The sequence below is a fragment of the Thiofractor thiocamini genome, from assembly GCF_055384375.1.
On record NZ_AP042389.1, the window covers coordinates 1,836,191 to 1,862,479 of the forward strand.

The 26,289-nt window shown below is 36.5% G+C and carries 22 protein-coding genes and 5 tRNA genes; 16 read left to right on the top strand and 11 right to left on the bottom strand.

The window, feature by feature from the left end; genetic code table 11:
• Positions 1–240: 240 nt before the first annotated feature.
• Both ACZ47B_RS09340 and ACZ47B_RS09345 read right to left on the bottom strand, forming a co-directional pair.
• Positions 241–315: transfer RNA gene (locus ACZ47B_RS09340), tRNA-Glu, on the bottom strand.
• Between the two features lie 57 nt (positions 316–372).
• Entirely contained in the window at positions 373–1,479 is a 1,107-nt protein-coding gene (locus ACZ47B_RS09345; protein WP_464894269.1) for an aminotransferase class I/II-fold pyridoxal phosphate-dependent enzyme, read from the bottom strand.
• Between the two features lie 208 nt (positions 1,480–1,687).
• On the opposite strand from ACZ47B_RS09345, the gene ACZ47B_RS09350 reads away from it, so the two are divergent.
• The 10 genes from ACZ47B_RS09350 to ACZ47B_RS09395 all read left to right on the top strand — a co-directional run bounded on the left by ACZ47B_RS09350 (position 1,688) and on the right by ACZ47B_RS09395 (position 15,519).
• Positions 1,688–2,158, top strand: a complete 471-nt coding sequence (locus tag ACZ47B_RS09350) for a hypothetical protein (protein ID WP_464894270.1) — start codon at positions 1,688–1,690, stop codon at positions 2,156–2,158.
• A 5-nt stretch (positions 2,159–2,163) separates the two neighbouring features.
• Positions 2,164–3,009, top strand: a complete 846-nt coding sequence (gene nfo / locus ACZ47B_RS09355; RefSeq protein WP_464894271.1) for a deoxyribonuclease IV — start codon at positions 2,164–2,166, stop codon at positions 3,007–3,009.
• A gap of 16 nt (positions 3,010–3,025) precedes the next feature.
• Positions 3,026–4,279, top strand: a complete 1,254-nt coding sequence (locus ACZ47B_RS09360) for an OmpP1/FadL family transporter (RefSeq protein ID WP_464894272.1) — start codon at positions 3,026–3,028, stop codon at positions 4,277–4,279.
• Between the two features lie 2 nt (positions 4,280–4,281).
• Positions 4,282–5,844, top strand: coding sequence for a fatty acid--CoA ligase (locus ACZ47B_RS09365; protein ID WP_464894273.1), 1,563 nt, complete (start codon positions 4,282–4,284; stop codon positions 5,842–5,844).
• A gap of 146 nt (positions 5,845–5,990) precedes the next feature.
• Positions 5,991–9,419, top strand: coding sequence for a methionine synthase (gene metH / locus ACZ47B_RS09370; protein ID WP_464895724.1), 3,429 nt, complete (start codon positions 5,991–5,993; stop codon positions 9,417–9,419).
• A gap of 20 nt (positions 9,420–9,439) precedes the next feature.
• The gene (locus ACZ47B_RS09375; protein WP_464894274.1) at positions 9,440–11,470 is read left to right on the top strand and encodes a TonB-dependent receptor; all 2,031 of its coding nucleotides are present in this window, start codon (positions 9,440–9,442) and stop codon (positions 11,468–11,470) included.
• Complete coding sequence (locus ACZ47B_RS09380; RefSeq protein ID WP_464894275.1) at positions 11,467–12,057, top strand: hypothetical protein; 591 nt, start codon at positions 11,467–11,469, stop codon at positions 12,055–12,057. The genes ACZ47B_RS09375 and ACZ47B_RS09380 overlap by 4 nt, the downstream gene beginning before the upstream one ends.
• Positions 12,035–12,454, top strand: a complete 420-nt coding sequence (locus ACZ47B_RS09385) for a hypothetical protein (RefSeq protein WP_464894276.1) — start codon at positions 12,035–12,037, stop codon at positions 12,452–12,454. Before ACZ47B_RS09380 ends, ACZ47B_RS09385 begins: the two co-directional genes overlap by 23 nt.
• Positions 12,455–13,177 (top strand): DUF445 domain-containing protein, encoded by a 723-nt coding sequence (locus ACZ47B_RS09390; protein ID WP_464894277.1) that lies wholly within the window; start codon positions 12,455–12,457, stop codon positions 13,175–13,177.
• Positions 13,174–15,519, top strand: a complete 2,346-nt coding sequence (locus ACZ47B_RS09395; protein WP_464894278.1) for an HD domain-containing phosphohydrolase — start codon at positions 13,174–13,176, stop codon at positions 15,517–15,519. The genes ACZ47B_RS09390 and ACZ47B_RS09395 overlap by 4 nt, the downstream gene beginning before the upstream one ends.
• Before the next feature lie 38 nt (positions 15,520–15,557).
• Here ACZ47B_RS09395 and ACZ47B_RS09400 read toward each other — a convergent pair whose 3' ends face one another.
• The 4 genes from ACZ47B_RS09400 to ACZ47B_RS09415 form a co-directional block, all read right to left on the bottom strand.
• Positions 15,558–16,124: a Tll0287-like domain-containing protein gene (locus tag ACZ47B_RS09400; protein ID WP_464894279.1), complete on the bottom strand. Its 567-nt coding sequence runs from the start codon at positions 16,122–16,124 to the stop codon at positions 15,558–15,560.
• 106 nt (positions 16,125–16,230) lie between these two features.
• Positions 16,231–16,983, bottom strand: coding sequence for a sulfite exporter TauE/SafE family protein (locus ACZ47B_RS09405; protein WP_464894280.1), 753 nt, complete (start codon positions 16,981–16,983; stop codon positions 16,231–16,233).
• The gene (locus ACZ47B_RS09410; RefSeq protein ID WP_464894281.1) at positions 16,980–17,441 is read right to left on the bottom strand and encodes a YaiI/YqxD family protein; all 462 of its coding nucleotides are present in this window, start codon (positions 17,439–17,441) and stop codon (positions 16,980–16,982) included. Before ACZ47B_RS09410 ends, ACZ47B_RS09405 begins: the two co-directional genes overlap by 4 nt.
• On the bottom strand, positions 17,441–17,635 hold the full coding sequence (locus ACZ47B_RS09415) for a YwbE family protein (protein WP_464894282.1): 195 nt from the start codon (positions 17,633–17,635) through the stop codon (positions 17,441–17,443). The genes ACZ47B_RS09410 and ACZ47B_RS09415 overlap by 1 nt, the downstream gene beginning before the upstream one ends.
• A gap of 67 nt (positions 17,636–17,702) precedes the next feature.
• Here ACZ47B_RS09415 and ACZ47B_RS09420 point away from each other — a divergent pair, with 67 nt between their 5' ends.
• Entirely contained in the window at positions 17,703–18,977 is a 1,275-nt protein-coding gene (locus ACZ47B_RS09420; protein WP_464894283.1) for an NAD(P)/FAD-dependent oxidoreductase, read from the top strand.
• Here the strand turns inward: ACZ47B_RS09420 and ACZ47B_RS09425 are convergent.
• From ACZ47B_RS09425 to ACZ47B_RS09445, 5 genes are all read right to left on the bottom strand, one after another.
• Positions 18,974–19,411 (bottom strand): methyltransferase family protein, encoded by a 438-nt coding sequence (locus tag ACZ47B_RS09425; RefSeq protein WP_464894284.1) that lies wholly within the window; start codon positions 19,409–19,411, stop codon positions 18,974–18,976. The genes ACZ47B_RS09420 and ACZ47B_RS09425 overlap by 4 nt on opposite strands.
• Positions 19,412–19,430: 19 nt before the next feature.
• Positions 19,431–19,518, bottom strand: a tRNA-Ser gene (locus ACZ47B_RS09430).
• An 11-nt stretch (positions 19,519–19,529) separates the two neighbouring features.
• A tRNA-Cys gene (locus tag ACZ47B_RS09435) sits at positions 19,530–19,604 on the bottom strand.
• Between the two features lie 15 nt (positions 19,605–19,619).
• Positions 19,620–19,707 (bottom strand) — tRNA-Leu (locus ACZ47B_RS09440).
• A 254-nt stretch (positions 19,708–19,961) separates the two neighbouring features.
• A tRNA-Gly gene (locus tag ACZ47B_RS09445) sits at positions 19,962–20,036 on the bottom strand.
• 91 nt (positions 20,037–20,127) lie between these two features.
• Here ACZ47B_RS09445 and ilvD point away from each other — a divergent pair.
• Genes ilvD through recJ form a run of 5 tightly spaced genes read left to right on the top strand, consistent with a single transcriptional unit; the run spans position 20,128 to position 26,118 of the window.
• A complete protein-coding gene (ilvD, locus tag ACZ47B_RS09450; protein ID WP_464894285.1) occupies positions 20,128–21,822 on the top strand; it encodes a dihydroxy-acid dehydratase in 1,695 nt (564 codons plus the stop codon).
• Positions 21,823–22,464 carry a MarC family protein gene (locus ACZ47B_RS09455; protein ID WP_464894286.1) on the top strand — a complete coding sequence of 214 codons (642 nt, stop codon included), beginning with the start codon at positions 21,823–21,825 and terminating at the stop codon, positions 22,462–22,464.
• Positions 22,461–22,874 (top strand): acyl-CoA thioesterase, encoded by a 414-nt coding sequence (locus ACZ47B_RS09460; protein ID WP_464894287.1) that lies wholly within the window; start codon positions 22,461–22,463, stop codon positions 22,872–22,874. Before ACZ47B_RS09455 ends, ACZ47B_RS09460 begins: the two co-directional genes overlap by 4 nt.
• 45 nt (positions 22,875–22,919) lie before the next feature.
• Positions 22,920–24,551, top strand: coding sequence for a CTP synthase (locus tag ACZ47B_RS09465; protein WP_464894288.1), 1,632 nt, complete (start codon positions 22,920–22,922; stop codon positions 24,549–24,551).
• Positions 24,544–26,118: a single-stranded-DNA-specific exonuclease RecJ gene (gene recJ / locus ACZ47B_RS09470; protein ID WP_464894289.1), complete on the top strand. Its 1,575-nt coding sequence runs from the start codon at positions 24,544–24,546 to the stop codon at positions 26,116–26,118. The genes ACZ47B_RS09465 and recJ overlap by 8 nt, the downstream gene beginning before the upstream one ends.
• The last annotated feature ends 171 nt before the right edge of the window (positions 26,119–26,289 follow it).

A 26,289-nucleotide genomic window follows, 5' to 3' on the forward strand; every position in this document is an offset into this window, starting at 1 on the left:
ATTATATATGAAAGATTTTAAATCAGTTTTTTTAGAGGCAAGAAGGCAGCAATGGAAAATAGTTCTTTGATCAAGAAAAAGGTTGCATTATGACTTGTGGGCTATATGGTTTTTTTAAAGATACCCATATAATACAGTTGTAGGAGAAAAAACAATAGTCCATAAATAATAATTAAGCATATAAGTGTTATTCTGAATCTTCTCAGGTTTGTTAACTATATCTCAAATATGGAAGTCAAATGGTGACCCCTACGAGACTCGAACTCGTGTTACCGGCGTGAGAGGCCGGTGTCCTAACCGCTAGACGAAGGGGCCACAGTCTGTTTAGGAGTATATTTTTGGTTAGGGATTGGAATTATACAAAAAAAATTCTTAGAGATAACTTTTTATCCTCTTAACGCCTTCTCTCATATGCTCTATGTCTCTTGTGTAAGCAAATCTTATATATCTGTTTGTTTGGTTATCTCCAAAGTCTATGCCGGGAGTTGTGGCGACATGTATATCGTTTAACATTTTTTTACAAAACTCATAACTATCATTTGAGTACCTTGATATATCTGCCCAAAGATAAAATGCACCCTCTGGTTTTGCATCTATGTGGAATATATCTTTTAACTCATTGTACAGATAATCTCTTCTTCTTTTAAATTGATCTCTTGTATTTTTTAAATACTCCTCGTCAAAAGCTTCAAGTGCGGCGTACTGGCTAAGAGTAGGAGCTGAGATGAAAAGATTTTGCGCTATGATTTCAGCATTTCTTACCTGATTTTTTGGGACTATCAGCCATCCGAGTCTGAGTCCGGGCATACAGTAGTATTTGGAAAATCCATTTATAACAAAAACATTCTCTCCAAATTCCAAAGCACTATGGGCTTCATCTTCATAAGTGAGTCCATGGTATAGCTCATCTGAGATAAAGTTGATACCTTTTTGGTCACAATACTCTACCAAATCTTTTAAATTGTCCTTAATGTATATATTTCCGGTAGGATTTGCGGGAGATGATATCTGAAGAGCGTTTATGTCTTTTTTCTTTATGTCATCAACCCTTAGCTGATACTCGTTGTATAAACCTATGTCAAAAGTAACGGGTTTTATATCCAGCAGATATGCAAAATTTTTGTAGCAAGGATAGGATGGGTCGCTAAAACCGAGCTTTCCGCCATGTTTTAAAGCGATAGAGTAAGCAACCAAAAAAGCCCCGCTGGTACCTGGAGTTAAAAGTATCCTTGAAGGGTCTATATCAATATCATAATTTTTTTTATACTGATTGGCTATCTTGCACCTAAGTTCATATATGCCGAAACTTTCAGTATATGAGAAGAGATTTTTATCGACTGCACTTTTTAATGCTTCTTTGACTTTGCTTGAAGGAGGGATATCAGGCTGCCCGACTTCAAAATGTATGGTATCTTCATACTTTGCAGCGTCTCTAACTATATCCATCACGATAAAAGAGTTCATATTTTTACAAATCATAAAAGGATTATACTATATTTGATATAATATGAAAATTAGGATTTAGAACGGCACTGACCGAATAAAACTTTTACACTCATTCTCAAAATTGCATCCTGCAATTTCTCCGAGGCTAAAATTTGGATTTGCATCCTTGCAAATCCTTTTAAATTTTAGAACCGTTAGAAAGTTTTATTTGGTCAGTGCCGTTGGAACTTAGGATTTGGATTTGAGAAAAATTGCAGTAGTTATTTCTATCTTATTGTTTGCGGGATGTGCCATAAAAAGAGATATACAGAAATCTCAAAGTTATGTCGTAGCTATTAAGATGAAAAATATAGTTTTTAACGATACCGGTTTTTTAAAATATGGAAAAAATTTTACCGAGCTTCAACTTTTTGATTTGGCAAATCTTGTTATGGATCTTAAGATTGATAACAATATATGCCTAAATTCACACTGCTTTGGCAAAGAGGAATTTAACAGAAGGTTTTTAAGCATCTCCTATCCGAAAGATTTACTTGAAAAAGTACTTCGTAAAAAACCAATTTTTGAGAAGATGGGATACAGAAAAACTAAAAGCGGATTTTCACAAATCATCAAAAGAAAAAATCTTTATATAAAGTATATTATCAGCAGTGATAAGTTATACTTTAAGGATTTTTCACATCATATACTCATAAAATTAAAAAGGATATAGATAAAATGAAATATGTCGGAGCCCATGTGAGCGCAAGCGGGGGAGTTTTTAACGCTCCTTTGAACGCCATGAAGATCGGAGCGAAAGCTTTTGCTCTTTTTACAAAAAACCAAAGACAGTGGGCGGCAAAGCCGTATGATGAAAAAACCATAGAGAAATTTAAAACAAATCTTGAAATCTCTGGCATACAGCCTAAACATGTCCTTCCCCATGATAGTTACCTTATCAATTTGGGACATCCTGATCCTGCCAAAAGAGAGAAATCACTGACAGCTTTCATAGATGAGGTAAAAAGGTGTGAACTTCTAGGACTAACAAAACTAAACTTTCATCCAGGAAGCCATCTTAAACTCATAAGCGAAGAAGAGTGCCTTGATTTTATCATAGAATCCTTGAGCAGTGCGGCAAATCAAACTAACAGTGTTAGTTTTGTTATAGAAAATACCGCGGGCCAGGGAAGTAACCTCGGATACAAGTTTGAGCATTTAGCATACATTATAAACGGCATGGAAGATAAAAGCAGAGTAGGGGTTTGCATAGATACTTGTCACATGTTTACCGCAGGATATGACATAAGAACCAAAGAGGCTTATGATAAAACTTGGGAAGAGTTCGATAGAATCATAGGATTTGAGTACTTGCAGGGAATGCACCTAAATGACTCCAAGCCGGATCTTGGAAGCAGGGTCGATAGACACCACAGTCTTGGTGAGGGAAAGATAGGGCTTGATGCTTTTAAATTTATCATGAACGATGAGAGGATGGATGACATACCTTTGATACTTGAAACGATAGATGAGAGTATCTGGGGTAAAGAGATAAAACTACTTTACAGTATGATAGAAAAATAACACACAAGGAGAAAGTATGAATGTGAGTATAAAAAGAGTTGTGCTTATAAGCACGTGTGCTGCTACATTATCCTTCGCGGCAGGCTACAAGATACCTGAGCAGTCACTAACAAGTGTGGCTCTTAGTGCGGCATATGTAGCAAATGCAAACGGAGCTGATGCGAGCTACTACAACCCGGCAAACATGGTTTGGAATGATGATGAAAATTTGCTTGAAATGGGCTTGACATATATCAATCTTCCTAGGATAGAATATGATGGAACAGTCAGTGGAACCGCTGCGGATGCAAAGTCAAAAAATCAACAGTTTTTACTTCCTACTTTACATATAAGCTCCAAGGCATATGGAAAGTTTAGATACGGATTTAGTATAACAGCTCCGGGCGGTCTTTCAAAAAGATGGCAAGACCCTGCCCAAAAAGCAAGTGCGGAAGAGTTTACATTGAAAGTCATAGAGTTCAATCCAACGATGGCATACAAGGTAAATGATAAGTTTGCCGTGGGTGGAGGAGTCAGACTTGTTTATAGCAGTGGTATAGTAAAGGCTTCAAAACCTCCTTTTTATGAAGAGGATATGAACGGGGATGACTTTTCTGTAGGGTATAATGTTGCCATGTCATATAGACCGGTTGATTCGATCAAGCTGGCTTCGACATACAGATCAAAAGTAAATCTAAGTGAATCCGGAAGTGCAAAAGGATATATAAACAGGTATCTTTTGACTGGAAATCCAGCTGATTTGGGAACACTGATACCATACAATTCAAATGCAAGCGTAGCTATTCCTCTTCCTGCAACATTGGATATAGCAGCTTCATATACATACAAAAAAACTACAGTAGAGTTTGTGTATGAGAGAGTTTATTGGTCAAAGTACAAGAAATTGGACTTTAACTTCGCTGATCCTATTGCCGAAGCTGTACTTGGTCAACCAAAAGATAAAAATTGGGAAGATACAAATACATATAGGATAGGAGTGACTCATCAATATAGTGATAAATTAAAACTAATGGCAGGATTTGCCATCGATAATACTCCAATTCCTTCAAAAACTCTTGGATTTGAACTACCTGATGCCGATGCCAAGCTTTATTCGGTTGGATTTGAGTACAAGTACAGTAAAAAAGTGAGCATAGGTATGAGTTATCTGTATGATGATAAGGAAACTAGAACCATTAGCGCATCGGACGGTAATATAAATGGTATATCAGGAACCTTTAAAGATATTTCAGCCCACTTGGTAACAGTAGGATTTAAATACAGGTTTTGAAAATGAGTGAAAGCAAATACAACAATTTTTATGAAATGGTCAAGGAAAATGCCAAAAATTTTCCTAAAAAACCTATACTTTTTATAGACAAAAGAAAGATAGGCAGTCTAAGACTGAAACAAAAAGTGGATACATTTTCCAGGTTTTTGGAGTTTAGCGGTATCAAAAACGGTGATAAGGTCGCTTTGATCGTTGAAAATTCCGAAGAGTTTGTTGTCTCATTTTTTGCCATATCGAAGATAGGTGCCATTGTGGTGCCTGTCAATACTTTTTTAAAAAAAGATGAGTACGAGTATATACTAAACGACTGCGAAGCAAAACTGCTTGTAAGTTCCCCTAAATTTGCCAAAGAAACTTCGGGACTTTTAGAGACTACACAAGTGCAAAAGATCGTCTGGACCGGCAAATACGACAAACTTGACGAGAGAAATTACAGTTTTGTAGAAATCGCAGAAAGTCTTGAGACTCATGAGCAGCTTAGCACCCCTCCGACACTAAATGATACTGCTTGTATAGTTTATACTTCAGGAACCACCGGTAAGCCAAAAGGTGCTATGCTAAGTTATAAAAACATCTTTTCAAATTTGGTAGCTATCAATAAAATCATTCACTTGACCCCAAAAGACAGATTTGTTGTATATCTTCCTATGTTTCACTCTTTTACACTGACAACTACCGTGCTTTTACCATTTTATACGGCTTCAAGTATAGTTATCGTAAAGTCCATATTTCCGTTTTCAAATGTTCTGAAACAGGTTCTTTTAAAAAGAGTTACGATTTTCTTAGGCATACCCACAGTTTATAATGCACTTATAAAAGCTAAGATACCATGGTACTTTATGTGGTTCAACAAGATAAGGGTCTTTGTAAGTGGAGGGGCTGCACTAAATGAAAAAGTTTTACAAGATTTCAAAGTAAAATTTCCAAAAGCCAAACTGCTTGAAGGGTATGGTTTAAGCGAATGTTCACCGGTGGTTGCAGTCAACAGACTTGAGCTTCAAAAACCTCTTTCAGTCGGACCGGCACTTCCCGGATATGAAGTGAAAGCGGTAGATGAAGAGATGGTGGAAGTTCCAAAAGGTGAAGTAGGAGAGCTTATAGTAAAAGGCGATTGCGTCATGCAGGGATATTTTAAAAGAGAGGATGCCACCAAAGAGACTATAGTTAACGGATGGCTAAAAACCGGTGATCTTGTAAGTATAGATGAAGACGGTTATATCTTTATAAAAGATAGAAAAAAAGACCTTATCATTTCAAAAGGTATCAATATCTACCCAAGAGAGATAGAAGAGCTTTTATATCAACTTGAAGAGGTTGATGCTGCAGCGGTCATAGGAAAAAGAGATGAGTTGACTTCCGATGAGGTACCTGTAGCTTTCATAGTTTTAAAAGATGAGTTCAAGGGTGCACTCGATGAAAACAGTGTAAAAAAATACTTAAAAAATCATCTTGCCAATTTTAAAATACCAAGAAATGTCTATTTTGTAGATGAACTACCAAAAAATGCCACTGGAAAAGTTTTAAAAAGAGTTTTAAAAGATATGGTAAGAGAAGGCAAGATATAAAAAATAATCCTCAAGAGGTGCTTGCAGCACCTCTTAACTTCCTCTTATACTTCCATATGTTATAATATTGTCTATTACAATATTAGGCAATTATCTTGAAAATCAAAGATTTAATCAAAAAGAGATTTCTTATACTTGACGGTGCTATGGGTACTCAGATACAAGCTCTTGATATACCAAAAGAGGTATGGGGCAAAAATGAGGGGTGCAATGAGTACTTAAATGAAGTTTACGATGAGGGAATATACAAAATCCACAAAGCTTATGCAAAAGCCGGAGCCGATATCATCAAGACCAATACTTTTGGTGCACTGCCATGGGTTTTGGATGATTATGGGCTTGGTGATAAAACTTATGAGCTTGCCAAAAAGGGAGCCCAGTTAGTTAAAAAAGCATGTTTGGAGTATGAAACAAAAGAGAAACCCAAGTTTGTAGCCGCATCTTTAGGACCTGGAACAAAGCTACCGTCTTTGGGGCATATAACTTACGATGAAATGTATGAGGGTTATAAAGTATCGGTTCGCGGTCTCATAGATGGCGGAGCAAACCTGTTTTTGATAGAAACCGCTCAGGATCCTTTGCAGATAAAAGCTTGCATACATGCCATAGAAGATGTCCAAAAAGAAAAAGATACAAAACTTCCCATCATGGTTTCAGTTACGATTGAACTAAGTGGAACTATGCTCATAGGAACGGATGCTGTCACAATAGCCACCATACTTGAACCGTTTGATATACTCTCTCTTGGCTTTAACTGCGGAACAGGACCTGAGCAGGTAAAAAAACATCTCTTGACTTTGAGCGAAGTATGGGATAAACCTATAAGCATACATGCCAATGCCGGACTTCCTCAAAATAGAGGCGGATATACATACTATCCGATGGGTCCGGTGGAGTTTAGTGATATCCAAGAGAGCTTTAGTCAAATCCCGGGAGTTGCTTTGATGGGTGGGTGTTGTGGAACTACTCCTCAACATATATGGGAACTATCCAAAAGAATGGAGGGCAAAAAGCCACTACCTCCAAAAGGGAGTCAGCCAAAGTCCATAGCATCGCTTTTTGAAACAAGAGCCTTAAAACAAGAGCCCGCTCCTTTTTTGATAGGTGAGAGAAGTAATGCAACCGGATCTAAAGCCTTTAGGGAATTACTTTTAAAAGAGGATTATGAGGGAACTTTATCTGTCGCACAACAGCAAGTAAGATATGGAGCTCACGGCATAGATGTAAGTGTCGGATTTGCAGGACGCGATGAAAGCAAAGATATGAAAGAGGTTGTTAGCAGATACTCTCAAAAGATAACCTTACCACTGATGCCAGATACTACTCAAGTCGATGCACTTGAAGTCGCTCTTAAACTGATAGGCGGAAAGCCCATCATAAACTCGGTAAACCTTGAAGACGGTATAGAAAAGTTCGATAAGGTTTGCTCTTTAGCAAAAAGATTTGGATGTTCGCTCGTGTGTTTAACCATAGATGAAAAAGGTATGGCAAAAACAAAAGAGCAAAAGATTGAAATTGCCCAGAGGATTTATGAGTTAGCTACTAAAAAGCATGGTATTAGTTCAAGTGATTTGGTATTTGATCTTTTGACTTTTACAGTCGGTAGTGGTGATGAAGAGTATTTTACAGCTGCCATAGAGACGATAGAGGCTATAAGGGAGTTTGCAAAAAGGCATCCTGAAGTCGGCTTTGTTTTGGGAGTTTCAAACATATCTTTTGGTTTGGCTAAACATGCAAGAGAGTATCTAAACTCCGTATTTTTGCACCACTGCGTAAAAGCGGGACTTTCAATGGCGATAGTAAATGTAAAGAGCATTATCCCGCTTCATAAAATGAGTGAGGAAGAGATAAAAGTTTGTGAGGATTTGCTTTTTAACAAAAGAGACGAGGGAGATCCACTTTTTAAATTTATAGAGTTTTTTTCCGAAGTAAAAGAGACAAACAAAGATGAAGAGGACGCGGAGTATAAAAAACTAAGTGATGAAGAGAAGCTAAAAAAACTACTCATCGACGGTGATAAAGAGAGAATGATGCCTCTTTTGGAAGTTGTCAAAGATAGGATCGAGCCCCAAAAGATAGTAAATGAGATACTTATAGATGCCATGAAAGTGGTAGGTGAGCTTTTTGGAAGCGGTCAAATGCAACTTCCTTTTGTTTTGCAATCGGCTGAAGTGATGAAAGCAGCTGTTGACTACCTAAACCCATACTTGCCAAAGGTAGAAAAAGAGAGTGAAACTACACTTGTGCTTGGAACCGTTAAAGGTGATGTGCATGATGTGGGCAAAAACCTGGTTGATATAATCCTTTCAAACAATGGATATAAAGTTATAAATCTTGGCATAAAAGTTGATATAGATGACTTTATAAAAGCGCATGATGAGCACAATGCAAATGCCATAGGCATGAGTGGGCTTTTGGTGAAGTCGACTTCGGTTATGAAAGAAAATCTTGAAGTTTTAAAACAAAAAGATATAAAAGTTCCCATCTTGCTAGGAGGTGCGGCACTGACTGATAAATTTGTAGAAGAGTTTTGCAGACCTGTTTATGATGGGGCTATATTTTACTGTAAGGATGCTTTTGAAGGTATAGAGGCTATGAGCAGGATCGAAAAAGGAGATATGAATACAACTTTTAAAAGCATCAAAAAAGATGAAGAAGTAAAACCAAAAAAAGAGAAAAAAGAGTTACCTCCAATACCTCCTTATAATGAGATAGCGATGCCAAGCCGAGATATCAAGATCCCGACTCCTCCGTTTTGGGGTAGAAGAGTGCTTGAAACCGATGTAAGAGAAATGGCTTTTAAGTGGATAAATCACAAGATGCTATTTACCAGGGCTTGGGGATATACCAATAAGGGAAAAACGAAAGAAGAGAAGCAAAGACAAAGAGATGAAGAGCTTTGGCCACTATACGAGAGAGTAAAAAGAGATATAGAAAAACTCGATCTTTTTAAACCGACTTTGATATATGGGTACTATCCGGTTCGTGGATATGAGGATGATATATACTTTTTTGATGAGAGCGAGGGGTATTTTAGTGACAAAGAGGTAAACCGTGAGCCTCTTGAAGAGATAAAAAACAGAGCCAAAAAAGTTTTGCATTTGCCAAGGCAGATAAAAAAACCATATAGATGTCTTAGTGATTATCTATCGCCTGATAGGCATGATGTGTTGGCTTTGACTTGTGTAAGCGCCGGTGAAAAATTTAGCGAGTATGAGCAAGAACTCTTTAAAAAAGGAAGTTATAAAGAGTATCATTTGATCCATGGTATAAGCGTAGAACTTGCCGAAGCTTTGGCTGAGGTTATACATAAACAGATAAGACTTGAACTTGGTATCGCTAAAAATGAGGGACATACCTTAAGAGATGTAAAGATGTCAGCTTATCAAGGGTGTAGATACTCTTTTGGATATCCCGCTTGTCCAAACTTGGCAGACAATAAGCTCATTTTTGATCTTTTAAAGCCGGAAGAGTTTGGTATAACTTTAAGTGAAACATACCAAATGCATCCGGAACAAACTACTTCCGCTATGGTATTTCACCACAAAGAGGCATACTACTTTAATGTAAATTAATTTCACAAAAAGGAGAAGATTTGAAGAGTCCAAAAGGTTTTGGAAAGAAGTATTTTTCATTGGCTGCGATACTGGCTTTTAGTGCCGGGGCTGTCATGGCTTCGGGTACTCAAAGTGTAGTCGACAATCAAAATAACTCTTTTCATAAAAAGATAGGAAAGGATAGTGATGAAACGGATGAACCTATCATCATATCAAAAAAGGTTGAAGTAAAAGAGGTCGATGCGACATTTGCATCTGAAGTTTATACACAAAAAGATATCAAAAACTCCCACTCCAAAGATTTATACGATTTTATCAATTCACAAACATCACTCAATATCTCATCATCATACGGTAACAGTTTCGCTCCCAGGATAGATATGAGAGGATACGGTATAGGTGACGGATATGAAAATATAGTAGTTACGGTAAACGGTAGGAGACTTAATAACATTGATATGTCCCCGCAACTTTTATCATCCATCCCTATTGATAGTATAAAAAGGATCGAAATCCTAAAAGGTAACGGTTCGGTTGAGTATGGAGATGGGGCAAACGCCGGAGTTATCAATATCATTACAAAAGATTTCAAGGGAGTTTCTTTTGGCAGTTATATGGGGACTCATGGCCTTGTTCACGTGAGTAGTAATTTTGGAGTAAATTTATCTAAAAAAGTTTTAATTGAAGGTTTTATCGATCACACCAAGAGTGACGGCGATAAAATCATCTCTACTGATGGCACAAAAGATAAAAGCAAAAACGATAATAAAGGTTTCAAGATAACTTACAAGCCTACAGATAAATTGACACTATATATAGGTAAAACATTTTCCAATCTTGATATAAATTATGCAAATGCTTTGACTTTATCTCAGTTTGAGTTGGATCCAAAAACTGTGCCAGCACCCTCATGGGGAACGAAATATACGAGACAAAAGTACGATACATCCGTTTTGAGCGGAGGATTTAAATATAAAATAGATAAAAGATACTCCATAGAGGCAAAAGCGAACAAAGAAAAAAAATCTTCCGATTATTTAGGTATCGGAAGCGGATATGAAAATAAAAACAATTATACATATGATAGTTATAACACAAAGCTGAATTATCAAAACAGTTTTGTCAAAGCTGTGATAGGAGTACAAAAGTTTGACGGGGAGAGAAAAGGGACAAACGATACCACAAAAGACAATCTGGGCTTTTATATAAGGTCTGTTTTTTCATACAAGAGTTACCATCTATCTCTTGGGGCAAGGAGTGAAAAAGTAAAGTATGAGTTTAAAAACAGTACTTCGGATTTGAGCCATGATGACAGCCTGCAAGCCTATGAGATAGGTATCAATAAAAAGCTAGGGCATTATTCATCACTTTTTGCTAACTATAACCGCTCTTTTGAGTCACCGAATATAGATAGACTTTTTACTTACAATTTTTCTACATTTGTGTATGAATTTAACGGTTTTATCAAGCCTATGAAAGTAAACAATTATAATCTTGGATATACATATACAGGCTATCCAAACAAGTTGAAACTTACATTTTTTTATGCCGATGTCAAAGATGAGATATATTTTAATGCTTTGCCTTGGCCAGGAAGCAATACCAATCTAGACAAAACAAGAAAGTACGGTTTTGAATTGGAGGATAAGTACAATATCCACTACAATCTTTTTACAAAACTAAACTACTCTTTTGTCGATACCAAGATAAGAAAAAACAGCTCCAACCCTGCCATAGAAGGCAATGAAATCCCGGGAGTTCCCAAGCACAATATAAAAATAACACTAGGTTACAGACCGGATTATAAAACTACTCTTCTTTTAACCCATATTTATCGTTCTAAAGCTTACGCTATGAGTGATTTTGATAAAAGTTACGGGAAAATGAAGAGTTACAATTCAACAAATCTCACTTTAAGCTACAAGGTCAAAAGATTCAATCTTTTTGCAAAAATCAACAATGTGTTCGATAAGAAAAATGCACTTTTTGCAGACAACGGTTCGGCACTCGGAGTTTATCCGACAAATTATGAAAGAACATTTTTGTTTGGTGTGAGTGTAAAATTTTGATAAATTACAGATATTATCTTTGGTATAAATTTTTTAATTCTTTATTCTTGGGTTTGACTGTAGGGAGTATATTTGTTCTGTATACTCCCCTTGAGCCTTCCATATACTCACTTGGCGGTATAGCTTTGGCTCTTGGTATGCTTTTGATCGCTAAATTTTATGAAAAGATCATGAACATAAAAGATTTTTTTTATATAACTCTTTTTGTGGAGTTGACGGTTTTGGCTTTTGTCACCTCGTTTTTGGTGCTAAATTACTCATACAAAACCGCACTGATAGTTTATATAGGATATCAGATCACATTTGTTTTTGGAAGTTATCTTGTGAGGATGGAGACGATAGCTCTTAAAAAAACCATACTCTTGTCATTTGCCGATGTTGCCAAACAAAAAGGATATCTTGTCGGATTGGTAGCATCATATCTTTTTTATAAAATTCTTGAATATTTTGGTATAATAGACAAACAGATACAGGTATATGATCTATATGTCATCGCCTTTTTACTTCAAATGCTGATACTGTTTTTAGTTGTGAAGTCTTTTGTTTTTAAAAAAAGGATTGGATATGCAAAGCGAGGAGTTTTATAGGCAATACAGCGGTTTGCTTCGCTACTATGATTATAACTTTGATAGATATGGTGTAAACTTCAGTACATCATTGGTGAAACTTAACACCGAGCTTGTTTTGGTTGATATTGACTTCGATGCTATCATTAGATATTCGGACAAACATATAAAAATCGATGAGATTTACCATTTTTTCATTTTTTTAAAAACAGACATAAATGCAGCTTTTCAAGCCCTGATGGAGCTTGAAAAAAATATTATTTCCAAATATGATCTATACCATATCGATAGGATTTTTAAAGCCTCTGTAGTCAGCAAAGAAAAAGACAGGGATATAAAAGAGATGATACGTATATGCTTTGAACTTATAAATGAGTGCAAAAAAAATCAAAATATCTTAACGGAGGATGATTTGTAAATGAAGATAGACAAAGTTTTTTTTATAAACTTTTTTTCTCTCACGTTGGTAGCAGTCTCTTTTTTTATACCCGCTCAATTTAAAGACTATCTTTACTATGCCGGACTTTTTGCATTTTCAGGTGCTATCACAAATCAGCTTGCCATACATATGCTTTTTGAAAAAGTCCCCTTTCTTTATGGTTCCGGTATCATTGCTTTGAAGTTTGAAGCATTTAAAAAATCCATCAAAGATCTCATAATGAACGAGTTTTTTACAAAAGAACAGCTAGATATGTTTTTTGCCAAAGAAGAGAGTAAGCTCGATCTAACCCCGGTTATAGAAAATACTGATTTTACTCCGGCTTATGAAGCATTGAAGCAGAGCGTGATGGAGTCAAACTTTGGAGGAATGCTTTCTATGTTCGGTGGAGAAAAAGCTATAGAGCCTTTAAGGGAAGTTTTTATAAAAAAGCTAAAAAACTCCATACTTTTGATAACGAGTTCAGACACTTTCAATGAAATGCTGCAAAATACCCTGACAAGTTCCTCTATAAGTAGTGACCTGATAGTAAAAATAGAGAAAATCGTTGACTCCAGGCTTGAAGAGTTGACACCCGTCATGGTAAAAGATATCATTAAAAATATGATAAAAGAGTATCTAAGTTGGCTTGTTTTTTGGGGTGGGATATTTGGAGGTATCATAGGCTTGGTTTCTGTTGGATTAAGCAGGCTTTGGCAATGACTGGCATAAAGATACTGGGTGCCAGTGGAAGTGTCGGCAAGAACGAATACACTACATGTATACAAGTAACGAGACATACTCTTATAGATGCCGGAAATATTATGCATGCATTGGGTGAAAATGCAAAAGATATAAACTCCATATTTCTTTCTCACTCTCATTTGGATCATGTGATAGACAGTGCTTATTTGATAGATAATACTCTCTCTTTTAGAAAAGAGCCCATAAAGATATACGCACTTAAAGAAACTATAGATACGATAAAAAAACATATATTCAACTGGGATATTTGGCCGGATTTCAGCAAGATTGACTTGCCGCTTTCCGGTGTGCCCTCAGTTTGTTTTATCCCCATAGAGTTTGGTAAAAGCTATGAAGTGGAAGATGACATATTCCTTATTCCATTTCCATCAAATCATACCGTACCATGCAGCGGATATATCATCAGATCGAAAAAAGGCTCCATACTTTTTACGGCCGATACTTATACAAATCCAAAACTGTGGGAGGCTCTAAACAAAGACCGGGACATAAAAGCGTTACTGATAGATGTATCTTTTCCCGGCAGGATGAAAGATATAGCCAAAGAGAGTAAGCATTTAACTCCCTTGCTTTTAAAAGAGGAGTTAAAACAATTAAAAAGAGATGACTTAAACATATATATAAATCATTTAAAACCCATGTTCAAAAATGAGATCATCACCGAGTTGGCTCAAATGAAATTTGAAAAAAATATCATAAATCACGATGATATCATTTCCTATGATAAAGGAAAAAGATATAGATCAAACGAAAATGAAATACTCAAAATTGAAAAACTCAAAAAAGTCGGCATAGCGCTGTCTGCCGAAAGTAGTCTTGATACTCTTTTGGAAATGATAGTAGAAGAAGCTAAAGGTATCACAAATGCCGATGGCGGAACGCTTTATCTAAAGGATAAGAACAAGTTGGATTTTACTGTTGTGCAGACTGATTCTTTAGGTATCAAGATGGGAGGGAAATCTTCCCCGGTGCAATGGCCGTCTTTGGAGTTGTACATCGATGGTAGACCAAACAAAAAACTAGTAGCGGTTACTTGTGCACTTGATGGAAGAGTTATAAACATACCTGATGTTTACAAGGTAAAAAACTTTGACTTTGAAGGGACGAAAGCTTTTGATAAAAAAACCGGTTATAGATCCAGATCTATGCTTGTACTTCCGCTTAAGGATCATGAAGATAATGTCATCGGCGTATTGCAACTGATCAATAAAATAAACAGACTTGAAGGAAAAGTGGAATCTTTCAATAAAGAAGATGAAGAGATAGCTCTATCTTTGTCGTCTCAGGCTGCTATAGCCATATCGAACAATCTGCTCATACAAGATCTTGAAAAACTTGTAGAAGCGTTTTTAAAAAGTATCATATATGCCATAAGCAAAAAATCAAAACATACAGCCGGTCATATAAAACGTATGGTTGAGATAAGCATGATGATATCCAAAGGTATAAACCAGGACAAAACCGTTTTTAAAAATGTAAATTTCGATAAAAACGAGCTCAAGCAGATAAAGCTATCTGCACTTGTGCACGATATAGGAAAGTTATCGATTCCCGAATACATCATAGACAAATCAAAAAAACTTGAAGGCATATATGACGGCATAGACAGTATCAAGCTAAGAATCGAGGTGATAAAAAAAGAGTTGGAAATTTTAGCCTTAAAGGGGGATGTGAAACCTAAAGAGGCTAAAAAAGAGCAAGAAAAACTAGACAGATATTTTGAGGTTATATCTTCATGCAATAGTGCATATGGATATACCGATGATGATACCGTAAATTTACTGCAAGAGATGGCAAATAAAACTTACCGTATCAATGGTTCGATATATACCGTACTTACAAAAAAAGAAGCCAAATATTTAAGTATAAAAAGAGGTACCCTAAGTGAAGAAGAGAGAGATATTATCAATTCTCATGCAAAAATAACACTGGATATATTGGAAAGATTGAAATTTCCCAAAAAGTATAAAGATATCCCGCAAATCGCCGGTAATCATCATGAAAAACTTAACGGTAAAGGGTACCCAAGAGGCTTAAAGGATGAGGAGATATCTTTTGAGTCAAGGATCCTTGCAATTGCCGATATATTTGAAGCTTTGACCGCCAGCGACAGACCGTACAAAAAAGCAAATCCTCTTTCCCTGGCGATGAAAATCCTGTACAATATGGCAAAAGATGGTGAATTGGATAAGGAGCTGGTTAAGTTTTTTTACAATTCCGGCTTATATATGGAGTATGCCAAAAAACTACTGCCAAAAAGCAGTATCGATGAAGTCGATATAAGCTTTGATGATTTGTAGTCGGAAAAAGGATATGCTTTTTTCCGACTTTTTGGAATTTATTTGACTATATCAGCTACAAAAGCTCCTCTAAGATCACCCACTTTGTAACCTATTGCTTCATCATTAGGATATTTTTCTTTTATAGTTTTATATGCATCTTTATTTCTGTGTTTTGCATCCCCGTGACATACCAAACATTTTTTGGCCACGAAAATGGGTTTGTAAACTTTATAGTGGTTGTTTGAAATTTTTTCAACTATGAGCTTTGGAAGTTTCTTGCCTTCTTTTACTTTTGTTTCAAGATTTTTAAGCATGTTGATCTCATCTTTGGATGAAGGATAATTGTTTTTATTTCTAACTTTTAGAGAAATTCTCTTTACGGAAATTCCTTGAGGGTATGTGCCATTTACCTTTTTTGTGAGGGCTTTTGCGCTTTTGTAACAAAAATATGCCGTACTTTGAGGACCGTGTGCCTTCATATTTTTTACAACTTCACCTTTTAGTGTCTTGCCCAATTTCATAATAGCCTGTTTTGCTTCCATTTTTATCTCTTTTTGTGTTGTCGCATACACAGATAAAGATAGAAGCAAAAGAGAACAAATTATCCCTGTTAGTTTTTTCATTTCATCTCCTTATAAATTTTATTTTATAATATAATGATACTCTATGTTGTATTACTGCTTAAGATAATAAAAATAGTAATTCGTCAAATAAAGGATAAATTAAGTCCTATTTGAAATATGGCGATATGATAGAAACTATAGAAGTTAAAACAAGAAGGCTCATTACTATCTTTTTCAACTTTTTATGATCCAAAAAATTGCCGAGTTTAACACCAAGAAGAGTTCCAAGTACGACTACCGGAGTAAAAGACAGCCCCACTATAAAATAATCCAACAACTCTTTTCCAAAGTTATAGTATAAAAGCGCCAGCAAAAACGGAGAAGCTATAAAAAAAAGTGCACTTAAAAATGCTCTTATCTCCAAAGCACTCCATCTATGAGCCATTACCCAAAGTATCACCGGTGGACCACCCATGGAAATCATACCTAGAAATATCCCGCTGGATAAAAAAGAAACGACTGTCCAAAACCATCCCACTTTTTCTTTTGGTTCTACTTTAAAAAGTGACTGCAAAGCTACTATCAAAAGTATGACAACTCCAACAACCTGCTTTATATCGTTTTTGTCGAAACTGTTTATAAGTGTCAAAAGATAAATGCCAAGCGGTAGCCCGATATATCTAAAAAGTGTACCTATGGCAACCTCTTTCCATTTTACATAAGTTCTAAGTTTGTATGTGGAAGTGAGCGACTGCATGAAGATGGGTATGGAGGTAACGGTAATCGCCTGAGGTAAAGACAATCCACTCCATATAAGAAGTGGAATTGCAAAGATATTGAAAGCGAAACCTACCGCTCCTTGTATGGTACTACATATAAAAAGAATAACTCCTATAAGAGAGACAAGGGTTATGCTCACCTTTTTTCCTCTTTTTGGAGTTTTGTTAAAAAGTTATTGAAAGTAGTTGCAAAGTTATGAACATCTTTTTTATCAAAGGGGGCTGGACCTTTTGTTTTTTCTCCGCTGTCTCTTATCTCTTGCATAAGATTTCTGATAGCAAGGGCTGATTTTATATTTTCTTTATTATATAAAATGCCTCTATGATCTATAGCATAAGCTCCCTTTGATACGACTCTGTCAGCCAAAGGAATATCCGAAGTGATCACTATATTATTTTTTTCAGCCAACTCCACTATATGATGATCTGCTTCGTCTATGCCTTTGTCAACTACTACATCTGAGATCAAAGATGATTTGCCGATACTAATCTTTTTATTGGATATGACATATGTTTTTAAATGCAATCTTTCTATACTTTTTAAAAGTATGGGTTTTAAAAGATTTGGCAAAGCGTCACCATCTATAAAAAGTGTCATTATGCTATGATCTCCTTGATTCTGCCTACTTGGCCGTTTGTAAGCTTTACTTTTATGCCGTGAGGATGGGTTGGGGAGTTTGTCAATATCTTTTCTACCGTCCCTTCGTTCAAGTGACCGCTTCTTTGGTCTTTTTTTAAAACTATTTTTACTCTTGACCCCGGTTTTATGTTTGCTCTTTGTCGATTGCTCATCTGTTTCCTTTGTGAAAGTATAAGTATAGTATAATTTGTATTATTTTTAAAATAGATAAGGTATAAAATGAAAAATTTTAAAAAATCATACGATGTCATTATCATTGGTTCCGGTCCGGCTGGGCTTGGGGCAGCTTTCAAGATAGCCGAAAACTCCAAAAAAAGTGTTCTTCTTTTAGAGAAAAAGAGCATCAGCTCCGGCGGCCTTAGAAACGACTGTAAACAAAACTATACATATCCGGTGGGCTTTCCCCTCGAGCACTGGGACAAAGAGAGAGCTGAAATACTTTTGGATGAGGTTAAAAAACATTTAAATCCGAAAATCCAAAAGAGAAATGATATACAAAAGTATATAAAAAGAGCCAAAAAGATAGGAGTCGAGATACTCTCCATAGAACAAGCCCATGTCGGAACGGATAAATCATCCAAACTCATTCATTCCCTCATAGAAAAACTAAAAAATCTTGGAGTTGAGGTCGGATTGAAAACAGAGGTGAAAAGCATTAAAAAAGATGAAAAAAAGATAGTTTTGGAAAATGGTGAAGAGATATCGTTTGATGATTTGGTGATAGCGCCGGGCAGAGCTGATTATGACTGGCTTCAAGAACAGATGAGGATACTTGATGTTGATTTTGTAGACAATATAGTGGATATCGGTATAAGAGTGGAAACAAAAGAGGAGTATTATCCTATAGTAAAAGACTATTACGATCCAAAGATCCTTTTTCCAAATAAAGTTAGAACATTTTGCACCAACTCGGGCTGCGCTCATATAGTAAGAGAGAAGTATGAGGGATATTACTCTGTCAATGGGCACTCCTTATCAAGCGAAAACAAACCAAACGGCTTGGTAAATTTTGCTATGCTAAAGACCATAAGACTGACTGAACCGGTAGTAAGCGGTCAGCAGTTTGGAAAGATTCTAGGACAAATGGTCATGCAACTTAGCGGCGGTTCGGTCATTATGCAAAGAGTAGGGGATTTCAGGCTTGGATCAAGAAGTAAAAAAGAGACTTTTAACAGTGACTTGTATGATTTTGAACCGACACTAAAAAGTGCGATAGCCGCTGATTTGTCTTTAAGCATGCCGGCAAAAATCCTAAGAGATATATGGAAATCTTTAAAAATGTTGGATACTATCATACCCGGGGTCTTGCACCCTTCAACCATACTTTACTATCCTGAGATAAAAACATATGCAAACAAACCAAAATTCATAGATGATAATTTTCAAGTCAAAAAGGGATACTATATCATAGGAGACGGGGCCGGTACAAGCAGAGGTATAACAGCCGCATGGGCATCAGGTATAAGAGCAGCAAACGGAATACTAAAAGTTTAAAACAGAAAGGGAATGAACATTTTTGTATGTTTTATGTACTCATTGTAGTCAGGGTGGTTTTTAAGCCATAGATTTTCTTCTCTTTTGGCTTTTAAAAAAACTACCAAAAGAAGAGATATATAAAGAGTTATATTGGTTATATTTAAATCATATATAACTGCCGCAAACATCATAATGATAACCGAAAGATACATAGGATGTCTTATATATCTGTAAAGCCCGTGAGTTACCAATGCTGCTTCATCTTTTATCTCTGAAATGATATTGAAATTGCCAAGGCCATTGTTGAAAACCGCATATACCCCTATGATAAGTCCTATTAGAAAAATGGTAAAAGGTAATGCCATATACAGATATTTATAATTTACATATAAAATTATAGCCATCAGGGAATATTGAAAAATAGCAAGTATATAAGAGTAAAATTTTCCCATCATATATCTTTGAAAGTAGTGGCCGGGAGAGGGGGATTCGAACCCCCGGAGGTGTTACCCTCACCGGTTTTCAAGACCGGCACATTCAACCGCTCTGACATCTCCCGACAGTAGTAAATGGAGGCGACACCCGGATTCGAACCGGGGATCAGAGCTTTGCAGGCTCCTGCCTTAGCCACTTGGCTATGTCGCCCTGATAACCAAAAAGTGGTGCCCGGGGCCGGACTTGAACCGGCACGGTCGCAATGACCGAGGGATTTTAAGTCCCTTGTGTCTACCAATTCCACCACCCGGGCAAAAAACCGTTAAGAAAACGACAACTGCTTGTCGTTTTTAGGTTTTTTGGACATTTTTGTTATGTAAGTCCTATTTTACTTGTTAAAATAGTGACGAACATCAAAAATGTCTGGGTACCTTGAAGTAAATTTGAGCTTCAGCCAAATTTACGGTTACATTTTGGAACAAAATGGTATAAAATCAAAAAGCTTTATAACACCAAAACCTATATCAAGGTAAATCTTCCAAGAGATAACTATATGTTTTTATCAGATGGAGCGGGAAACGAGGTTCGAACTCGCGACCCCAACCTTGGCAAGGTTGTGCTCTACCACTGAGCTATTCCCGCAAAAAAGAGATGAAATTATATCCAAAAAAAAGCCAAAAGTAAAGCAATATTAGCTATAATCACCAAAAATATTTTTTATAAGGAATTACCCATGAGAAGTGATGAAGTAAAAAAAGGGTATCAAAGAGCACCCCACAGAAGTCTTTTTAGAGCAACCGGATTGAAAGATGAAGATTTTGACAAACCATTTATAGGTCTTGCAAACTCTTTTATAGAGATAATCCCGGGACACTTTTTTCTTGATAAGTATGCAAAAATCATAAAAGATGAGATAAGAAAAAACGGATGTGTTCCGTTTGAGTTCAATACTATAGGAGTTGACGATGGTATAGCGATGGGACATGACGGCATGCTTTACTCTCTTCCAAGCCGTGAAATCATAGCAAACTCTGTAGAAACTGTTATGAATGCACACAAACTTGATGCTATGATATGTATGCCGAACTGTGACAAGATAACCCCGGGAATGGTTATGGGAGCTTTAAGGGTAAACGTTCCAACCGTTTTTGTTACCGGAGGTCCTATGAAAGCCGGAACTTTGGATGACGGAACATCCATAGACTTGGCTACTGTTTTTGAAGGAGTGGGACAGCTTGAAGCCGGTGAGATAAGTGAAGAGAAGTTGGTAGAACTTGAGTGTGCGGCATGTCCAAGTGGAGGAAGTTGCAGCGGTATGTTCACGGCTAACAGTATGAATACTTTGTTAGAAGCCATGGGAGTTGCTTTAAAGGGCAACGGGACTATTTTGGCTTTAACTCCTGAGAGAGAAGAGCTCTTGAGAAAAGCGGCAAGAAGGATATGTGAAATAGCAAAATCAAAAGAGCTAATTAAGAAGTTTAAATTTAAAAACATACTAAATGAAAAAGCGGTAAATAACGCATTTGCCGTTGATATGGCTATGGGCGGAAGCACTAACACCGTTTTGCATATGTTAGCGATAGCCAGAGAAGCGGGAGTTGATTTCAACCTTGCCAATATAAATGAAATGAGTAAGAAAGTCTCTCATATAGCAAAAATTTCTCCATCACTCTCAACTGTTCATATGGAAGATATAAATAGTGCAGGTGGTGTTAGTGCCGTTATGAAAGAGATAACAAAAAGAGGTAACGATGTGCTTGCACTTGATAACTTAACAATAGAAGGCGAAACCATAGGAGAGAGGATAGAAAAATCTGAGATAACAGATACAAATATCATACATATGATAGACAATCCATACAGCGAAGTAGGAGGTCTTGCTATACTTTATGGAAACCTTGCACTTGAGGGAGCGGTCATAAAAACTGCAGGAGTAATTCCTAGTATGAGAAAATACAGTGGAACTGCCGTATGTTTTGACTCCCAAGACGAAGCGATAGAAGGCATAACCGGAGGCAAAGTAAAAGCCGGCGATGTTGTAGTTATCAGATATGAAGGACCAAAAGGCGGACCCGGTATGCAAGAGATGCTAAGTCCTACTTCTCTTATCATGGGGATGGGACTTGGAGAAAAAGTAGCTTTGATAACAGACGGAAGATTTAGTGGGGCAACACACGGTGCAAGTGTAGGGCATGTTTCCCCTGAAGCGGCTGAAGGTGGGGTGATAGGACTTTTAAAAGACGGAGATATCATAGACATAGATGTAGATGAGCATATACTTAGTGTTAGACTAAGTGATGAGGAGCTTGAAAAAAGAAGGGTAGAATTTGTGCCAAAACCAAGAAAGATAAACAGTCCTTGGCTTAAACAGTACAGAATCCTTGTAACTAACGCTGCTCACGGTGCGGTATTGAAGACCGAGTTGTAAATGGAAAATTTTTTCAATTTGCTTTTAGCTGAATCTGTAGCTATATTTGCCATTCTAGATCCCATAGGAGTGAGCGCGATGCTACCCTCACTCCTGCATGAAAATATCACCAAGCAAGAGATAAGAAGAGTAGCTTTTATGGCAACTCTAACTGCTGTGACAGCTTTTTTTATTGTTCTTTTAAGCGGAGACTTCGTACTAAAACTTTTTGACATAGATATTAATTCGCTTAAAGCCATGGGTGGGGTTGTTCTTTTGTTGATGGCGGTAAATATGGTAAATGGTCAGAGCAAGAAAAAGTCACACCATTCTAAAGAGGAAGAGGACGAGGCAAAAGAGCATGAAAACTTAGCAGTCATTCCTATAGGCATACCTATCATATTCGGTCCGGGACTTTTTGCGACTATCATAGTTTACAAGTCTCAAGCAATAAATCTACAAGATGTGTTTTCTTTGGTTTTTGCTTTTTTGATAAATGCTTTTATAGTTTACTTAACTCTTAGAAACTCTATATACATCAAAAAGGTAGTGGGAATTACAGGAGAGAGGATAGTAACTAGACTTATGGGGCTTATAACCGGAGCGATAGCTATACAGTTCATGGTAAGCGGTGTTGTGGAAATAGCAAAGAAGTATATATGAGTATAACAAAAATTTTTTACTATGATGTAAAAGTGACTGAAAACGAGATAGATTTTAACAATCACTTAAATAACTTTTACTATGTAAAGTGGATGCAAGAAAGCGGTATCGAACACTCCAAAGCCAATGGCATTACGCTAAAAACTTATGAAAGATTGGGGGCTACCTGGTTTGCAAAGTCCCACTACATAGAGTACAAAGCTCCAGCGTATCTTGGCGATGAGATAAGAGTCAAAACCTGGATAAGCGAGATAGGAAAGATAAAATCAAAAAGAAAATATGAATTTTACAGGAAAAGCGATGATAAACTGCTTGCAATCGCAGAAACATTGTGGGTTTTTGTAGATATAAAAAGCGGAAGACCGACTCCTATAAAAAATGAGATAAAAAACAGTTTCATAGCTACTTAAATGTTTTTAAGTTATAATTTCATAACAATTTCTTCGAGGTAAAAAATGTCAAACAATCAAACAAAATATATCTTTGTAACGGGTGGAGTGTTAAGCTCTCTTGGAAAAGGGATAGCAAGTGCGAGTATAGCGACTTTGTTAAAGCATTCCGGATTTAAGGTATCTATTTTAAAAATGGATCCATATATCAATGTAGATCCGGGCACTATGAGCCCCCTAGAGCATGGCGAAGTTTTTGTAACGGCTGATGGAGCTGAGACTGATCTTGACCTTGGGCATTATGAGAGATTTTTGGATGTAAATCTTTCAAGATACAACAACTTTACAACAGGTCAAGTTTACTCTACCGTCATAGAAAAAGAAAGACGAGGGGATTATCTTGGAAAAACCATACAAGTCATACCCCATATAGTAAATGAGATAAAAGAGAGGATCGTAAAAGCTGGGGAAAAAGAGGATATACTCATAGTAGAGATAGGAGGAACAGTAGGAGATATAGAGGGGCTTCCTTTCCTTGAGGCTATTAGAGAATTAAAAAGAGATGTTGGAAAGAAAAACGCCATTTTTGTTCATCTTACACTTGTGCCTTACTTAAAAGCTGCGGGTGAACTTAAAACAAAACCTACCCAGCACAGTGTCCAAGAGCTTAGAAGGATAGGTATCACTCCACATGTGGTTATATGCAGAACCGAGCATACCATACCAAAAGCAATGAAAGAGAAAATCGCATCTTCGTGTGATGTCGAGAAAAATTCCGTTATCGAGGCGATCGATTCAAAAAGTATATATAAAGTCCCTTTAAATTTTTTAAGTGAAGGTATACTAGAACCCATATCCGAGTACCTTGATCTTGGAGTTTTGAAACCCGATATGAAAAAATGGGACTCTTTGGTAAAAAGAGTCATAGCACCGACAAAAAAAACCAAGATAGCATTTGTAGGAAAGTATCTTGATTTAAAAGAAGCATACAAATCTTTAACTGAAGCATTTGTGCATTGTGGTGCAAATCTAAACACAAGAGTTGAACTTCTATGGGTTGACAGTGAAGATTTGGAAAAAGGGAAAAACTTTGAACTCTTAGAAGAGGCAAACGGCATACTTGTAGCAGGCGGCTTTGGTGAGAGAGGTATAAAAGGAAAGATGAAAGCCATCGAGTATGCAAGAGTTAACAAGGTACCTTATCTTGGCATTTGTCTTGGTATGCAACTTGCTCTCATAGAGTTTGCAAGAAATGTTTTAAACCTTGAAGATGCAAACTCTGTTGAATTTGATAAGAATTGCAAAAACCCTATAGTTTATCTTATAGATGAATTCATAGATAGTAGCGGAAACAAACAGTTAAGAACTCACACTAGTCCACTTGGCGGCACTATGAGGCTTGGAGCTTATGAATGTGATATCAAAGAGGGAACCTTGCTCTCTCAAGCTTATGGCGGAAAGAAAAAAGTATATGAAAGACACAGACACAGATACGAAGCGAATCCTCTTTATAAAGAGGCTTATGAAAAAGAAGGGCTTATAGTTAGCGGTGAGAGCAAAGGGCTAATAGAAGTGGTCGAGCTACAAGATCATCCATGGTTTATGGGTGTGCAGTTTCATCCTGAATTTACTTCAAGACTGCAAAAACCAAACAGAGTGATACTTGCATTTGTGGAAGCAACACTGAAAAATGTCTGATTTGTTAAGCAAAGAGGATATTAAAAACATACTTCAAGAGAGATTTAAAGATGATAAATATACCACTTTATCATCTTTGCCATCTCCATTTCTGTTTAAAGATATCAAAAAAGCTACCAAAAGAGTTGTAAAAGCCATAGAGAGTGATGAAAAGATAACCATAGTAGGTGATTATGATGTAGATGGAGTTATATCCTCGTTTATCATCAGTGATTTTTTGGAGCGGTTTGTTTCAAATGTTGAAGTTATCATACCAAACAGGTTTGATGACGGGTATGGTGTAAGCAAAGATATCATCGACAGAGTCACTTCAAAATTGGTTATAACGGTAGATAACGGTATATCTGCTACCCAGGCAGCTGATGCCTGCAAAGAAAAGGGCATTGACCTTATCATCACAGACCACCATACCGTTCCAAACAAAACCCCGGAAGCTTATGCCGTCATAGATCCCAAACAGAAGGATTGCAATTTTCCTTTTAAGGAGATATGCGGGGCTCAAGTTGCATGGTATTTTGTGGCGGCTATAAAAAACGAGATGAAAGCAGAGTTTGATTTGATGGAATACATCGATCTTTTGAGTATCGCTATCATAGCGGACATGATGGAACTTAGAGAGTTTAACAGAGTGCTTGTAAAAAGAGGGCTTAAAGAGATAAACTCTTCAAAAAGAGCGGCAATTCTCGCTATAAAAGAGCAGTTTCAAAAGGATAATTTTGTCAGCGAAGATATCTCCTATCTTTTATCACCTTTGCTAAACAGTGCCGGAAGATTAGATAGTGCTCTCAAGGCATACAACTTTTTAAAAAGCGAAACATTGAGTGATGCTAGAAGCCATCTTTTGGAAATCATATCTTTGAACGAGAAAAGAAAAGAGATAGAAAAAGAGCTTTTTGAAATATCGCTTGCTATGGTAAAGGATGATGACAGTATCATAGTGGTTTGGGGAGAAGGGTGGCATGAGGGAGTCATAGGTATAGTTGCGGCAAGACTCGCAAGAAGGTTTAAAAAACCTTCTATCGTATTTAGCATAACTGACGGCATAGCAAAAGGAAGTGCAAGAAGTATAGCTGAAGTTGATATACTCTCTTTGATAGAGTCAGCCAAAGAAATGATACTAAAACATGGAGGGCACAAAGGTGCGGCAGGACTTAGCCTGAAAGAAGAAAATCTTTATGAATTCAAGAGTGTTCTTGAAAATGCTGCCAAAAATATATCAGAAGATCTTTTTGAGCCCAAAAAAGAGATACTAGGAGAGATAGATCCCAAGACAATAGACTTTGAACTGCTCGATATACTTGAAAGTTTTGAGCCATACGGTCAGAACAATCCAAAACCCCACTTTATCATAAAAAATGCTATAGTTAAAAAAGCAAGGATTTTAGGCAAAGAGCAAAATCACCAAAAACTCATCCTTGAATCAAAAAATACGATTTTGGAATCAATTGATTTTAATTTTTCAAAAAAAGCTTCTATAGGCTCAAGGATAGATACGATTTTTACTATCTCAAAAAATAGCTACAGGGGATACATTACTCCACAACTACTTATCGAAGAAATAATATAAGATTATAATAATTATAAAACTAAACTATATCATACTTTCGATTAAATTACTTATTTTTAAAATCATTATAAGTCTATTCTATAATTTTTATATAAAATTGTTACATTTTGTAATAAATTTATAAATATTTTTTAATTTTATTATAATATTTGAGCATAATCAATGATATAA